This is a genomic window from Marihabitans asiaticum (assembly GCF_007828725.1).
Lineage (GTDB): Bacteria > Actinomycetota > Actinomycetes > Actinomycetales > Dermatophilaceae > Marihabitans > Marihabitans asiaticum.
The window spans coordinates 645686-660301 of record NZ_VIUW01000001.1; the positions used below are offsets into that span (position 1 = coordinate 645686).

The following is a 14616-nucleotide window of genomic DNA, read 5'->3' on the forward strand; positions in this document are numbered from 1 at the left end:
AGGGAATCTGGCCTACTCGGCCGTGGAGTTATCCACAGGGGTGCGTGAGCGCTCCAGCGCCTGGGCGTACCAGACCCCCATCCCGAGCAGCACGATCCCCGCGACGATGAAGCTGAGCACCCGCGGCAGACCGTCGAGCGCGGCGAGGTCGTAGAAGAGCAGCTTGGCCACGACGAGCGCCGCGAGGGCCAGGCCGACCCGCACCGCGGTGCCGGCGTTCTCACCCCGGCCCAGACCGCGCACGAGCAGGGCCGCTGCCATGACCATCCAGAGCACGCTGGCGAGCATGTGCCCGACGACGAAGCCGTCGGCGGGGTGGGTGCCTGGCGCGGCACGGGCCGTGAGCGACCCGGCGAGGACGAGGGTGAGCGGGGCGAGCAGGGCGGCGGCCGCCAGGCCGGTCGCGGCGAGCGCGCGCTGACCCGGCGCGATCCGCCGCGCGGCGACCCCTAGCAGCGCGAGCAGCACGACGAGCGCGGCGGCCTCGGCGAGGTGCTGCCATCTCGTGCTCGGCGCCTCGCTCTCCAGCCACGCGAGCGGGATCAGCCGCGGGCTCGTCGTCAGCGCGACCACGGCGGTGATCACCGCCGCCACGGTCAGCGACCGGTCACGGATCACCGCGCTGGCCGCGACCCACGAGATCGCGACGACGACGATCGCCAGCGGCACATAAGGCCCCTCGACGAGCCGGGCGGCCGCCGCGATGCTCGTCACTGCGGCGACGAAGAGGCAGACGCCGCGCAGCTGCCACGGCAGGTCGACGCCGCGTACCGGGGTGAGCGCCGCTGCCGCGACGTGTGCGATGACGACGAGCACGAGGACCCCGAGGCCCACCCAGCGGGTCTCCGCCAACCCGGCGACGAGCGCGGGCAGTGTCGCGACGAGGACGAGGAGGTTGGGGGAGAGTGGTCCACCACGGCGCAGGCCCACTGCGGCGGTGCCGAGCACGAAGAGCGCCAGCACCACGGCCATGACCGTGCCGCGGTGTCCATCGCCCTGGACGCCGACGGCGATCATCGCGTAGAGGGTGGTCGGGAGCACCCGGGCGACGTCGAGGGCCACCCAGTGTCGGCCGATCTGCGCCGGGTAGGCCGCGATCGTCAGCGCGAGGAGGAAGCTGCCGACGAGGAGCGCCTCACCCGGGGCGATCACCGGCGCGAGGACGGCGACCCCGAGCACGATGAGCACGGCGAGCAGCTGACTGCCCCAGGCGCGTGCGAGCACCAGACCCACCGCGGCGACGAGACCCGCGACGAGCACACCGACGGCGGGCGGGAGCCACTCGTAGATCCGGGTCACCGCGAGGATGTCGAGGTAGGCAGCGGCGAATCCGGTGCCCACCAGCCCGAGTGCGCCTGCGCTTCCCCGCTGCCGCTGCTTCACGAGCAGCCCGGCACCGACGAGGGCGGCGGCGAGCACCGCTCCGGTGACGACCCGGGCGAGGGGGCCGAAGTAGCCGGCCTGGATCGCGAGGGCGAGCAGCAGGGCGATACCGATGAGGGTGACGCTGGCTCCGACCACCGCGAGCACCTTGGCGACGAGCCCGTCGCGCTGCCACCAGGGGTCGGCCGGGGTCGTGGGCCGGCCGGGTGGGGGGAGCGGTGTGCGTGGGGGCGGGGACGCGGGCGAAGGGTGGTGGCCTCCGGCCGCCCCCACCGGTGCCATCGGATGGGGCGGGGACGAGGGGGGAGGGGTCGGTCCCGGGTGCGCAAGGGGCGGTGGCGGGACAGGAGCCGTCGGGTGAGTTCCCGGGACGGGGGCCTGCGGGGATGCCTGGCGCGAGGCGGCGCGGGCCTCGTAGGTGTCGAGAGCTGTCCGCACCCGCGCGAGATGGTTGCCGACCTGGTACATGCGAGTCATCGCCTCGGCGAACTCGGCCTCCACGGTCCGCAGCTCGGCGCGCAGACTCTCCAGCTCGGGCTGCTGCGGGGGACTCATGCCCCCAGTGTGCCGCCACAACACACCGGGGGCATGAATCTGGCTACTCGTGCCCTGGACCGGACGCCACACCCGGGTCCAAGAGGTAGCACCCCTCACGAAGACCGGGCCGGGACGCCGAACCGGGGAGGAGACGGGATTCGTCCTGACCCTGCTGGCCTTCGTGAGTCCTATCAAACCGAAGGGATCTTGGACCGACCTTCGGCCTGGCTGTCAGTTCGCTGAGTCGCGCCGGCTGAGGGTGACCTCGACCCGGTGCTCCTTGCCGCTCCGGATGACGGTCAGCTCGGTGCTCGAGCCGACCGCGCGCTCGCGGACGTGCCCGACGAGGGAGGTCGAGGACGTGACCGGTGCGCCCCCGACGGCGATGACGAGGTCGCCGGACCTCAGGCCGGCGTCGTCGGCGGGCGATCCCGGGGTCACCTCGCCCACCTCGGCACCGGCCCGCGTCGCGGAACCAACCGTGGCGCTGGCGTCCCGGGTGGAGACTCCGAGGAAGGCGTGCTCGGCGCTGCCGTTCTCGATGAGCTGCTCGGCGATCATCGTCGCCTGCTGCACCGGGATGGCGAAGCCGATGCCGATCGACCCGGAGTTGGCGCTCGTCGTCGCGATCGAGGAGTTGATCCCGATGAGGCGCCCGGAAGCGTCGACCAGCGCCCCTCCGCTGTTGCCGGGGTTGATCGGCGCCGAGGTCTGGATCGCGTTGGTCACGACGGTCGCGCTCGAGGCGCTGCCCTGACCCGGGGCGAAGGGGTCCTCGTCCTGCGACTCGCCCTCGGTCGCCACCGGACGGTCCAGCGCGCTGACGATGCCGGTCGTCACGGTTCCGGCGAGCCCGAGCGGGTTGCCGATCGCCATGACCGGGTCACCCACCGTGAGGTCCTCGCTGGACCCGATGCTCACCGGCTTCAGGTCCTTCGGCGGGTCGGTGATCGTGATGACGGCGAGGTCGGTCGAGGGGTCGGTGCCCGCGACGGTCGCGGTGTAGGTGTTGCCGTCGGCCAGGGTCACCTGGAGCTGGGCATCCCTGCCCGCGCCGGAGACGACGTGGTTGTTGGTCAGGACGTGGCCTTGGTCGTCGATGACGACACCGGAGCCCTGCCCCTGACCCTCGGCGCCCTTCACCGCGATGGCGACGACGCTCGGCGAGACCGCCGAGGACACCGCCTCCCAGTCCGGTGAGGTCTTCTGCGCGTCGGTGACGGGCACGACGCTGCTGTCGGCGCCCAGGCCGCTCGACTCCGCGCTCGTCGTCGCCGAGGGCCGGTCGAGGGCGGTCGTCGCGGCGTAGGTCCCGCCGCTGGCGAGGGTCGCGGCGAGCACGGCGACCGCGCTCAGCTCGCCGACCCGGCGCAGCCCGGCGCCTCGCCGACGCGCCGGGGGCTCGGGCGCCGCGGGAGAGGTCATCGGCTCGTAGGTGAAGCCGGGCACCCCACCCGCGGCCGGCGGGACGCTGGCGGTGTCGTGGCGGGGAAGGGGGCTGGTGCGCTCGTCCATGAGGATCTCCTGCGTGCGGTGGGTGGTCTCGCTGTGCACCACCTATGACACGCCCCGGTGCTATGCCTGCCCTGCAGCCGGGCTGTGAGGAGTCTGTGCGATCGCGACGGGGTCAGGCCGCCGGCAGGTCGACGCGGAAGGTCGCCCCGCCGCCCGGGGTCGGCCGCACCGTGACGTCGCCACCGTGCTGGTCGACGATGGCGGCGACGATGGCCAGACCCAGCCCGCTTCCCCCCTTCGCCCTCGAGCGCGCCTTGTCGGCCCGGTAGAAGCGCTCGAAGACCCGCGCCGCGGTCTCCTCGTCCATGCCGGCGCCATGGTCACGCACCTCGACGACGGCTCTCGAGGGCTCCCCGCCGACCGCGACCTCGATCGGGACGCCCGGCCCGGCGTGCATCAGCGCGTTGGTCAGGAGGTTGCCGAGCACCTGCCGCAGCCGGCCCTCGTCGCCGTGCACGAGCACCGGCTCGAGCTGCCCGTTCAGCCCGGTGAGGGAGATCTGGCGCTCGGGGTCGCGGGCGCGGGCGTCGTGCACCGCCTCCGCGGCGAGCACGAGCAGGTCGACCTGGGTGCGCTCCAGCGGCCGCGGGTCGTCCAGCCGGGCCAGGGTGAGCAGGTCGTCGACAAGGCCGCTCATCCGACCCGCCTCGCCCTCGATGCGCTGCATGGAGGTGTCGAGCGCTTCCTGGCTGGGCAGGCCCCCCTGCCGGTAGAGCTCGGCGTAGCCGCGCACGGTCGCCAGCGGGGTACGCAGCTCGTGGCTCGCGTCGGCGACGAACCGGCGCATCCGGGCCTCGGACGCCTCTTGGGCCGCGAAGGAGTTCTCGATCCGGCCGAGCATGACGTTGAGCGAGTGCGAGAGCGAGGCCACCTCGTCGTCGCTGGTCCGCACCGGCACCCGGCGGGTGAGATCGCCGCCGGCAATCGCGGCGGCGGTGTCCTCGATCTTGCGCAGCGGTCGGAAGGCGCGACGGATCGCGAGCCAGCCGAGTGCGGCGCAGGCCATCGTCACGATGATCCCGATGAGGACGGTGATCGAGAGCAGCCGGGCCACGGCGTGCTGCTGGGAGCGAAGGGGGACCCCCACGGCGAAGGTCGTGCCCTTGCCGTCGTTGACGCTCCCGGCGATGAACCGCCAGGTCGTCGACCCACTCTTGGAGCTGACCGAGAAGGGCTGGCTCTGGGTCACCCGCGGGTCCTCGGCGGAGAGATAGGGCAGGTCGGGGTCGCTGATCTCGCCGGCGGGCCGGATCGCCCAACCCTGGGACGGGTCGGTCGGCATCGAGGCGAAGTAGTAGGAGTTCGGCAGGGTGGAGTCGGCGCTGCGGTAGGTCAGCAGCTTCTGGGCGACCGGCTCGGCGACGTTGACCAGCTGGGTGTCGGTGCTCTCGAGCAGGTCGCGGCGCATGAGGTAGCTCGTCGTGATGCTCGTGAGGGTGAGCGCGACGAGCAGGAGGGTGAGCAGGATCGCAAGGAGCCGGTAGCTCAGCGGCATCGACTCCAGGAACCGGACCACCGCGTTGCTGGAGTCGGGTTCGGTGCTGCTGCGCCCGGCGGGCATCACGCCTCCGGCGGCATCCGCAGCATGTAGCCGAACCCGCGCTTGGTGTGGATGAGGGGCGGGAGTCCGTCGGTGTCGACCTTGCGCCGCAGGTAGGAGATGTAGGACTCGACGATGCCCATCTCGCCGCGGAAGTCGTAGTCCCAGACGTGGTCGAGGATCTGGCTCTTCGACAGCACGCGGTTGGGGTTGAGCATGAGGTAGCGCAGCAGCTTGAACTCGGTCGGGGAGACCTCGATGACCTTGCCCGCGCGGCGGACCTCGTGGGCGTCCTCGTCGAGCTCGAGGTCGGCGAAGCGCAGGATCGCCTCAGCGTCGCCCTCCTCCATCGTCCGACGCAGGATGACCCGGATCCGGGCGACGACCTCTTCGAGCGAGAAGGGCTTGGTGACGTAGTCGTCGCCGCCGACGGTCAGTCCCTTGATCTTGTCGTCGAGGGAGTCGCGGGCGGTGAGGAAGAGCACCGGCATCTCCTGGCCGCGTCCGCGCAGCCGGTCGACCACCTCGAAGCCGTCGAAGTCGGGCAGCATGACGTCGAGGACGACGAGGTCGGGCAGGAAGGTCGCGGCCGTGTCCAGCGCCGCGCGCCCGTCGCCGGCGACCTCGACCTCGAAGCCGTTGAACTTCAGCGAGGTGGCGAGCAGCTCGCGGATGTTCGGCTCGTCCTCGACGACGAGCAGCCGGGCCCCGTCGGTGCCCTGGTCGGATGCTGAGGTCAGGCTCATGCCTGCCAGTCTGCGGCCGGCCCCTGGGAGTCTGCTGGGCACTCCCTGTAAGCGCCAATTATCGGGTTGAGGGGGTTGTTGCACCTTCACCCGAGGTCGGTAGTCGGGTGAAGGTGCATGTAGTCCCTTAACCCGATAATCGGGAGGGGTCAGGGGAGGTCCTCGGCGTCGACGATCCGGTAGGCGTAGCCCTGCTCGGCGAGGAAGCGCTGCCGGTGGGCGGCCATCTCGGCGTCGACGGTGTCGCGGGCGACGATGGTGTAGAAGTGCGCGGTGCGGCCGTCCCCCTTCGGCCGGAGCACCCGCCCGAGTCGCTGCGCCTCCTCCTGGCGTGAGCCGAAGGTGCCGCTGATCTGGATCGCGACCGACGCCTCGGGCAGGTCGACCGAGAAGTTGGCCACCTTCGAGACGACAAGGAGGTTGGTGCGCCCTTCGCGGAAGTCGGCGAAGAGCTGCTGACGCTGCTTGACCGGCGTCTGTCCGGTGATGAGGTCGCAGCCGAGCCGCTCGACCACCTCGTCGAGCTGATCGAGGTACTGGCCGATGACCAGCGTCGGCGCACCGTCGGGCTCGGTGGCACGGTGCTCGGCGACGAGACGCTCGACGACGTCGAGCTTCGCCGGGGTGGTCGAGGCGAGCCGGTAGCGGTCCTCGGGCTCGGCGGTGGCGTAGGCCATCCGCATCGCCTCCGGCAGCGACACCCGCACCTCGACGCAGTCCGCGGGGGCGATGTACCCCTGGGTCTCGATGTCCTTCCACGGGGCGTCGAAACGCTTCGGCCCGATGAGGCTGAAGACATCCCCTTCGCGCCCGTCCTCACGGACCAGGGTGGCGGTCAGGCCGAGCCGACGCCGCGCCTGCAGGTCCGCCGTCATCCGGAAGATCGGGGCGGGCAGCAGGTGCACCTCGTCGTACACGACGAGCCCCCAGTCCCGGGCGTCGAGCAGCTCGAGGTGGGGGTAGACGCCCTTCCTCTTGAGGGTGAGCACCTGGTAGGTCGCGATGGTGACCGGCCGGATCTCTTTGCGCGCACCGGAGTACTCACCGATCTCGTCCTCGGTCAGGGAGGTGCGGGCGAGCAGCTCGTCCTTCCACTGCCGCGCCGCGACGGTGTTCGTCACGAGGATCAGCGTCGTCGCCCTGGCCCGGGCCATCGCGGCCGCGCCGACGAGGGTCTTGCCCGCCCCGCACGGCAGGACGACGACTCCGGAGCCGCCGTCCCAGAAGCCGTCGACCGCCTGCTCCTGGTAGGGGCGCAGCGACCAGTCGCCGGTGTCGAGCTCGATCGGGTGGGCCTCGCCGTCGACGTAGCCCGCTTCGTCCTCGGCGGGCCAGCCAACCTTGAGCAGCTCCTGCTTAAGCGTCCCCCGCTCGGAAGGGTGCACGAGCACGGTGTCCTCGTCGACCCGGTCACCGATGAGGGGCGCGATCTTCTTGTGCCGCAGCACCTCGGCGAGCACGGCCCGGTCGGTGGTCACGAGGACGAGCCGGCCGTCGTCGTCCTTGCGAAGGGAGAGCCGCCCGTAGCGGTCCATCGTCTCGGCGACGTCGACGAGGAGGGCCTGGGGGACGGGGTAGCGGGAGTGCTCGACGAGGGCGTGCACCACCTGCTCAGCGTCGTGGCCCGCTGCGCGGGCGTTCCACAGGCCGAGGGGGGTGACCCGGTAGGTGTGGATGTGCTCGGGGGAGCGTTCGAGCTCGGCGAAGGGGGCGATCGCCCGCCGCGCGGCGGCGGCACCGGGGTGGTCGACCTCGAGCAGGACGGTCTTGTCGGACTGGACGATCAGGGCGCCGTCGGGCATGGGGGTGCAGCGGTTCCGGTCTCAGAGATGGTCAGGGGAGTGCACGAGCTCAGAGGGTGAAGGAGTAGGTCTCGTAGCCACCGTCGTAGCTCGAGCCGCTCTCCTGCTGGCCCACCCAGATGAAGAAGACGATCGCCGCGATGATCGCCAGCACGGTGAGCACCGCGAAGACGATCCAGCCGATCTTGGTCATCTTCGCGGCGCCAGCGGGGTCGGTGCCCTGCTTGACGATCCCGAGGATGCCGAAGATCAGCGGCGCGATACCGATCAGGGTGCAGTAGCAGGACACGGTCGCCAGGCCGGACAGCACGGTGAGGATGATCGCCGAGACGTTGGCGTCCGAGCTGCCCGCCGGGCGTGGCTGCGCGTAGGGGTTGGTCGCGGGGTACTGGCCGCCCGGCTGCTGGTAGCCGCTCGCAGCGGGGTAGGGCTGCTGGCCGTAACCGGACTGGTCGTACCCCTGCTGGCCGTAGCCGGGCTGGTCGTACCCGGGCTGCTGTCCGTACGGCGGCTGGCCGCCGACGCCGTGGGGGTTGTACGTGCCCTGGCTGTAGTCGTAGGGCTGGGCCTGGGTCGGGGGCTGCTGCCACTGCTGCGTGGGATCGGTGCTGCCGTGCCCCTCGCTCGGGTCCGGCTGCTCACCCTTCGGCTGGTCCTGGTCCTCGCTCATGCCCTGCGTCCTCCTGTCGGTGCCGGAGGTCCCTGCCCTCCCGCAGGCAGGCTACGGGACGGCTCCCCTTAGCTCCGACTCGACCATCGCCAGGGTCTGGGCATCGAAGGCGACGAGGGTGACGTCGGTGACCTCGGTGGCGGTCGCCGCGATGGTCTCGACCGCGCAGGCGACGGCATCCCCCTTCGGCCACCCGTAGATCCCGGCGCTGATCAGCGGGAAGGCGAGCGTCCGCGCGCCCAGCTCGTCGGCGACCGCGAGGCTGCGCCGGTAGCACGACTCCAGCAGAGAGCGGTCGCGCTGGCCGGCGGCGTAGTTGGGGCCGACGGTGTGGATCACCCACCGTGCCGGCAGCTCGCCGGCCGTGGTCCAGCCGGCGTCGCCGGTGGCCAGCCCGTCGGGGAAGCGCTCGACGCAGTCCCGCAGCACGGCCGGTCCGCCGGCCCGGTGGATCGCCCCGTCGACGCCTCCGCCGCCGCGCATTGCACTGTTCGCGGCGTTGACCACCGCGTCGACCTCGGCCTCGGTGATGTCTCCCTGGACCGCGTGGATCGTCGGCATGGCCCCATCGTCGCACCCGGTGCGAGGATGAGGGGATGACGACGGGCCTGCCGCAGCCGATCACGAGCTCCGCCCTCGAAGGGGTGGGCGAGGTGACGATCTACGAGGTCGGACCGCGCGACGGGCTGCAGAACGAGAAGGCGGTCGTCCCGACCGAGGTCAAGGCCGAGTTCGTGCGCCGACTTGTTGCCGCCGGCCTACGCACGGTCGAGACGACCTCCTTCGTCAGCCCGCGGTGGGTGCCCCAGCTCGCCGACGCCGGTGAGCTGCTGACAGATCTCGGTGACCTGGGGCGGGGCCGGACCCGACCCGTTCTCGTGCCCAACGAGAAGGGGCTGGACCGGGCGCTCGAGCACGGCGTGGGTGCGGTCGCGATCTTCGGGTCGGCCACCGAGAGCTTCGCCCAGCGCAATCTCGGGCGCTCGCTCGCCGAGTCGGTGCAGATGTTCGCGCCCGTGGTCAGGCGCTCGCTGGATGCGGACCTGTGGGTGCGCGCCTACGTCTCGATGTGCTTCGGCGACCCGTGGGAGGGACCGGTGCCGGTCACCCAGGTCGCCGACGCGTGCGAGTCGCTGATGGACCTGGGGTGCCACCAGCTCTCGCTCGGCGACACGATCGGCACCGGCACGGCGGGGCACGTCGAGGCGCTGCTCAGCGAGCTGGACCGCCGCGGGATCGGGGTCGAGCGGATCGGCGTGCACTTCCACGACACCTACGGGCAGGCGCTGGCCAACACGCTCACCGCCCTGCGGGCCGGGGTGCGCGTCGTGGACGCCTCGACCGGCGGTCTCGGCGGATGTCCCTACGCGAAGTCGGCGACCGGCAACCTCGCGACCGAGGATCTCCTGTGGGCGCTGCGCGGGCTCGGCATCGAGACCGGCGTCGACCTCGAGGCGCTCGTCGAGACCAGTGTCTGGATGGCCGATCAGCTCGGGCGGCCGGCGCCCAGCCGGGTGGTCCGCGCCCTCTCCGGCACCTCCTGACTCACCCCCTTCGCACCTGCCAAGGCAGGGGTGAGGTGCCGACCGTTCGTCTGAGGTTCCCCGGGGATCTGCGAAGGGGTGGGGCGACCGTTCGTCTGAGGTTCCCCGGGGATCTGCGAAGGCGGAGTCAGGGAGAGGGGGTGGTGGGGGCGACCCCGGTGATCCGGTGGATGCCGAAGGTGCGGGGTGAGTCCTCGACCGTGCCCCGGACCCGACCGCCCTCGACCGCGTCGGGGACCAGCCGCAGGGTGCGCACCTCTCCGATCGAGTCGGCGACGCCGACCCAGACCGGGACCCGGTCGGCGGCGGCTTCGCGCAGCAGGGCCGCCACGCCCGCGGGGTCCATCGGCGGGATCGCCGGAGCGCCCGCCGCGTCCGAGGTCGTGGCCGATGCCACCCGGCGGGCGAGCCGCTCCTCGCCCCGGCGCATCGCCGACACCACGGCCCCGGTGTCCGCCGCGACCTGGTCCGCAGGAGCCGGCACCCGGGGCGGCGCCACCCGCCGGGCCGACGACGGGGCGCTGATCACCCCACCGGAGCTCTCCCGCACCGGCGCCGCACCCACCTCACGCAGCGACTCGACGAGGGTGCCCGCCGCCACGGGCGAGACGAGCACGGTAGGAGCGATCCGGCGCAGCTGCAGGTGGGAGAGCTCGCGGTTGGCCAGCAGCTGGCCGAGATGTGCCTCGTCGTCGCTGCGCAGGTAGCTGCCCACCCCGCCCGCCCGCAGCTGGCCGTGCCGGCGGGCGACGTCGCGCACGAGATAGTCCAGGGCCTGCGGCAGCGGAGTCGGGCTGGCGGCGGCGAGCTGGTCGAGCAGCTGCTCGCCGTCCATGCCCGCGTCGAGCGCCCCGCGCACGGAGTCCTGGGTGAAGCGATAGGTCGAGGCGCCGCCGCGGGACTCCAGCACGGCGCTGTGCCGGAGCAGCTCGGCCAGGTGCGGGCTGGGCGGACCGGGGACGACCGCGGTGAGATCGGCCTGGACCAGCGCGTGCTCGACCGGCGCGGGCAGCCGCTCGGCGAGCGCATCCCGGGCCCCCGCCGGATCACCGTCGACGAGCCGGCGCGCGGCCTCGGTGAGCACCCCGTCGACGAGGACGCCGAGACGGGCGGCCTCGCCCAGCACCGAGGAGACCACCCGCTCGGCGTCGCGGGGCATCCGCCGGGGCCGTCGGGTCCCCAGCAGCCGGGTGGCCGCGGCATCGTCGACCGGCTCGGTGGCCTCGGCGAGACCGGCGAGCAGGTCGGCGCGCAGACCGCGGATCGGGGGCCACACGAGGTCCTCGGAGAGGGCGCGGGCGGCCGCGGGGTCCTCGAGCGGCGGCGCAGAGGTGCGAAGGGAGGTCAGCCACGGCCTCACGAGGTCGACCCACCGCTGCGCGGTGGGGGCCTCGCGCCAGGTGTCGACGAGGGTGGTCAGGCGCCAGGTCGGATCGCCCGCGGTGTCCTCGGCAAGGAGGCGAGCCCCGAGGGCGACGTCGAGGAGGAAGCGCAGGTCCAGCGGCTCCAGCGAGGTCTCCCGGGCCAGGGCGCGCAGGTCGGCCACCGCGAGGCCTCCGCTGCGCAGCACCCTGGGCCGGGCGCTCTCGAGGTGCTCGAGCACCTCGTCGACGAGGGCCACGACGTCCAGGACCACCGCGGCACCGGCGGCCTCGGGGTCGTGCGCTACCCCGGAGCGGTGGAGGGTCGACGACCCGGGGCTCGCCCCCTTCGCCGTCGGCTCTTCCCGCCGGCGCAGCGACCCACCGCGCAGCGCGACCACGACCTCCCGCGGCAGGACGACCCGCAGCCGGGCCCCGTCGGCAGGGTCGGGGCTGACCGCGGCGAGACCCGCATCCGCGAGCCAGCGCGCGGCCTCGCCGGACTGCTCCTGCGCGGCGACGGTCGCGACCGGCCCGGCGTCAGCGAGCCGCTCGAGCACCCGCGCCGCCGCGGACGGCGCCTCGGCGTGCTGCGCGCGGATCTCCGCGTCGGTGAGGTGGTCCAGCTCGAGCTCGGTCGCCGGCGGGCCGAGACCGCCGGGGTACGGCCCGAGCGCCTCAAGGACCGCCCGGGTGGGCCGCAACCCGTCCGGCGAACGCCACAGCAGGGCCGCGTCGCGCAGCTCGAGCAGGTGAGCTGACACCCCTTCGCCGGTCAGCCCGGTGAGCTCGACCAGACCCGCAGCAACCGGCTCGTCCACCCCGTCGAGCGCGGCGCGCTCGGCCCCCTCGAGAGCGGCGCAGCCGACGAGGACGTCGAGGCGCTCCTCGGCGAGATGGTCCACGGCCCGGGTGGTGCTCGCCAGGGTCGCTGCGCGGGCGCAGAGGGCGGTCACGTCCGACGGTGCGGGACGGGCGAGGTCGGGGCGCAGGACGAGCAGGCGCCGCAGCTCCTCGTCGCTGCGCGCGCGGAGGTCGTCGGCCAGCGATCGCACCACGTCACGCTACCCGGGCCTCCATCTCGACGTGCTGCCAGCAGCAGTTCGGTGAGCGAGCCGCAGCTCGAGATGCTGCTTGCTCACGAAGATGCAGCCGGCAGCATTTTGATGTGGGGAGGCCGCGGATCAGGCGACGACGGGGGGACAGGCGGGCGAAGGGGGAGGGCTAGGTTTGCGGCCATGGTTCACCCGAGCGGCGAGCAGTGGCAGATCGAGCACGGCGAGTGGGCGGCGGTGCTCGTCCAGGGCGGCGGCGGGCTACGCGCCCTGCGTCTCGGCGACCACGACGTCGTCGCTGGCTACCCGAGCGAGGAGATGGCCTCGGCGGGGAGAGGGCAGCTGCTGCTCCCGTGGCCCAACCGGCTGCGCGACGGGCGCTACGAGATCGACGGAGTCCAGCACGAGCTGCCGATCACCGAGCCGGAGACCGGCACCGCCAGCCACGGGCTCGCCCGGTGGGAGGGGTGGCGGCTGCGCGAGCGTCACGACGACGCGGTCGTGCTCGCCCACACGCTGCTGCCGCGGCCGGGCTACCCCTTCCACGTCGAGGTGAGCGTGGCGTGGGTCCTCGACGAGCGCGGCCTGACCTGCACCACCCAGGCGACCAACGTCGGCGGGGAGGTGGCCCCGTGGGGGTACGGCGCGCACCCCTATCTCACCCTGGGGGAGACGCGGGCCGACGACGCCCGGCTGACGGTGCCGGCCGAGCAGGTCATGGAGGTCGACGAGCGCAAGCTGCCGACCTCCCTTCGCCCGGTGAGGGGCACCCCCTTCGACCTGCGCGACGGCGCCCGCCTCGGCGAGCGCTCGCTGGACCACGCCTACACCGACCTGACCCGCGGCGAGGACCGGTGCTGGGAGGTGCGCCTGGAGACCGAGGTGATGACCAGCTCGGTGTGGGGCGGGCCTGGGCTGGACTGGGTGCAGATCTTCACCGGGCGGGCGAGGGGCGAAGGGGGAGTGCCGGGCATCGCGGTCGAGCCGCTGTCGTGCCCGGCGGACGCCTTCGCGACCGGGACCTCGCTCGTGCTGCTCGAGCCGGACCAGACGTGGACCGCGCAGTGGGGGATCGAGGCACGCCGGGTCTGATCCGGACTCAGGGCGAGGGGTTGCTCTCGGGGACGCCGTTGATCGCCGGGGGGACGATGCGCTCGATCTTGAGCACCATCGCCGCGCAGCCCAGGAGTCCGACGACCATCACCGCGACGAAGAGCCAGCCCTGGTCCTTGCCGAGGATCTGGCCGGCGAGCACCGGGCCGACCACGGCCCCGAGCATGAAGGCGGTCGAGTTCGCCGCGTTCATCCGGCCGCGCAGGTGGTCCGGCGCCGCATCGTTGACCATCGCGGGGATCGAGGGCTGGAGCAGGGTCTCGCCCAGGCCGAACACCGCACCCCAGGAGACGGCGAGGACGGCGGCGGCGAGCGATCCCGGCAGCAGCCCGGACAGGCCGAGGAGGCCGTAGGCGAGCATCCAGATCGCGAGCATCGCGAGCATCACCCGGGTCCGCCGGTGGCCCTCGATGCGCTGCAGCACGGTGAACTGCAGCGCGACGATGACGACGGTGTTGGCGGCGAAGAGGGCGCCGACCGCCTCGGTGCTCACCTGCGAGATGCTCCGGGCGAAGGCGGGGATGCCCGCCTCCATCTGGCCGTAGCCGACGATCGAGCTGAGCGCGGTCACGCCGAGGATCCAGCCGAAGCCGGGGCGCCGCAGCACCGTGCGGTAGGAGGGCCGGTCATCGTCCGCGCCGGGAAGAGCGCGGCCGTGCACGTGCCGCAGCGGCCCGAGCAGCCAGATCACGGGGATGAGGACGAGGACGGCGTCGAGGAGGAAGAGCAGGACGAAGGTCATCGGCCGGTCGACATCGACGACGACGCCGGCGAGAAGGCCGCCGACACCGATGCCGAGGTTGAGCAGGGCGAAGTTGACCCCGAAGTAGCGCTGCCGCAGCGGCCCCGCGACGATCGCCGAGATGAGGCTGTTCGACGCCGACCAGCCGGTGCCGTGCGCCAGACCGAGGAAGAGGACCATGAGCACGGCGATCGTGAGGTTGGTGGTCGCCGCGAGCAGAACGGTGCCGATGCTCGCGAGGATGCTGCCGGACATCACGACCAGGCGGGCGCCAACCTTGTCGACGAAGGTGCCCGCGATCGGGCCGTACACGGCCGCCACGACCGCTGTCGCGCCGAGCAGCGCACCGGCGACCTCGAGGCTGAAGCCACGCACCTCGCCCAGGTAGATCACGGTGAAGGGCAGGGTCATCCCGCGTCCGAGGTGCTGCAGCGCGACGGTCGAGAGGAGGAAGCGGCCCTCCCGCGGCAACGCCCGCCAGAACCCCCGCACACCCGGCTCGATGCTGCCGGCGGGGACGTCCACCGGCAGGAGGGATGTGGCGGGTGTGGTCATGGCGTCACACTGTGCCCGACCTGGCAGGACTCGGCATCTCGAGAGCAGGACGG

At 72.7% G+C, this 14616-nt stretch carries 11 protein-coding genes; 2 read left to right on the plus strand and 9 right to left on the minus strand.

The window, feature by feature from the left end; all coding sequences use genetic code 11:
* Positions 1-12: 12 nt before the first annotated feature.
* The 7 genes from FB557_RS03070 to FB557_RS03100 form a co-directional block, all read right to left on the minus strand.
* Positions 13-1938, minus strand: a complete 1926-nt coding sequence (locus tag FB557_RS03070; RefSeq protein WP_144855467.1) for a DUF2339 domain-containing protein — start codon at positions 1936-1938, stop codon at positions 13-15.
* 213 nt (positions 1939-2151) lie between these two features.
* On the minus strand, positions 2152-3477 hold the full coding sequence (locus tag FB557_RS03075; RefSeq protein ID WP_246074343.1) for a S1C family serine protease: 1326 nt from the start codon (positions 3475-3477) through the stop codon (positions 2152-2154).
* Between the two features lie 70 nt (positions 3478-3547).
* Positions 3548-4996: a sensor histidine kinase gene (locus FB557_RS03080; protein WP_144855468.1), complete on the minus strand. Its 1449-nt coding sequence runs from the start codon at positions 4994-4996 to the stop codon at positions 3548-3550.
* The gene (locus tag FB557_RS03085) at positions 4996-5721 is read right to left on the minus strand and encodes a response regulator transcription factor (protein WP_144855469.1); all 726 of its coding nucleotides are present in this window, start codon (positions 5719-5721) and stop codon (positions 4996-4998) included. Before FB557_RS03085 ends, FB557_RS03080 begins: the two co-directional genes overlap by 1 nt.
* 149 nt (positions 5722-5870) lie before the next feature.
* Entirely contained in the window at positions 5871-7523 is a 1653-nt protein-coding gene (locus FB557_RS03090) for a DNA repair helicase XPB (protein WP_144855470.1), read from the minus strand.
* Between the two features lie 49 nt (positions 7524-7572).
* Positions 7573-8193 carry a hypothetical protein gene (locus FB557_RS03095; protein ID WP_144855471.1) on the minus strand — a complete coding sequence of 207 codons (621 nt, stop codon included), beginning with the start codon at positions 8191-8193 and terminating at the stop codon, positions 7573-7575.
* Between the two features lie 51 nt (positions 8194-8244).
* Positions 8245-8754 (minus strand): O-acetyl-ADP-ribose deacetylase, encoded by a 510-nt coding sequence (locus FB557_RS03100; protein WP_144855472.1) that lies wholly within the window; start codon positions 8752-8754, stop codon positions 8245-8247.
* Between the two features lie 35 nt (positions 8755-8789).
* On the opposite strand from FB557_RS03100, the gene FB557_RS03105 reads away from it, so the two are divergent.
* Positions 8790-9737, plus strand: a complete 948-nt coding sequence (locus FB557_RS03105; RefSeq protein ID WP_144855473.1) for a hydroxymethylglutaryl-CoA lyase — start codon at positions 8790-8792, stop codon at positions 9735-9737.
* A 127-nt stretch (positions 9738-9864) separates the two neighbouring features.
* Here the strand turns inward: FB557_RS03105 and FB557_RS03110 are convergent, their stop codons facing one another.
* Positions 9865-12153 (minus strand): helicase-associated domain-containing protein, encoded by a 2289-nt coding sequence (locus FB557_RS03110; protein ID WP_170236162.1) that lies wholly within the window; start codon positions 12151-12153, stop codon positions 9865-9867.
* Positions 12154-12336: 183 nt separating this feature from the next.
* Between FB557_RS03110 and FB557_RS03115 the strand changes: the two genes are divergently transcribed.
* Positions 12337-13245, plus strand: coding sequence for an aldose 1-epimerase family protein (locus FB557_RS03115; RefSeq protein ID WP_170236163.1), 909 nt, complete (start codon positions 12337-12339; stop codon positions 13243-13245).
* Positions 13246-13252: 7 nt separating this feature from the next.
* On the opposite strand, the gene FB557_RS03120 is transcribed toward FB557_RS03115, so the two are convergent.
* Complete coding sequence (locus FB557_RS03120; protein WP_144855476.1) at positions 13253-14563, minus strand: MFS transporter; 1311 nt, start codon at positions 14561-14563, stop codon at positions 13253-13255.
* Positions 14564-14616: the final 53 nt, after the last annotated feature.

What these genes read in the sequence shown, in the direction of transcription:
- FB557_RS03070 (WP_144855467.1), bottom strand. Translation starts at nt 1,938, where the DNA reads ATGAGTCCCCCGCAGCAGCCCGAGCTGGAGAGTCTGCGCGCCGAGCTG.
- FB557_RS03080 (WP_144855468.1), bottom strand. Translation starts at nt 4,996, where the DNA reads ATGCCCGCCGGGCGCAGCAGCACCGAACCCGACTCCAGCAACGCGGTG.
- FB557_RS03085 (WP_144855469.1), bottom strand. Translation starts at nt 5,721, where the DNA reads ATGAGCCTGACCTCAGCATCCGACCAGGGCACCGACGGGGCCCGGCTG.
- FB557_RS03090 (WP_144855470.1), bottom strand. Translation starts at nt 7,523, where the DNA reads ATGCCCGACGGCGCCCTGATCGTCCAGTCCGACAAGACCGTCCTGCTC.
- FB557_RS03095 (WP_144855471.1), bottom strand. Translation starts at nt 8,193, where the DNA reads ATGAGCGAGGACCAGGACCAGCCGAAGGGTGAGCAGCCGGACCCGAGC.
- FB557_RS03100 (WP_144855472.1), bottom strand. Translation starts at nt 8,754, where the DNA reads ATGCCGACGATCCACGCGGTCCAGGGAGACATCACCGAGGCCGAGGTC.
- FB557_RS03105 (WP_144855473.1), top strand. Translation starts at nt 8,790, where the DNA reads ATGACGACGGGCCTGCCGCAGCCGATCACGAGCTCCGCCCTCGAAGGG.
- FB557_RS03115 (WP_170236163.1), top strand. Translation starts at nt 12,337, where the DNA reads ATGGTTCACCCGAGCGGCGAGCAGTGGCAGATCGAGCACGGCGAGTGG.
- FB557_RS03120 (WP_144855476.1), bottom strand. Translation starts at nt 14,563, where the DNA reads ATGACCACACCCGCCACATCCCTCCTGCCGGTGGACGTCCCCGCCGGC.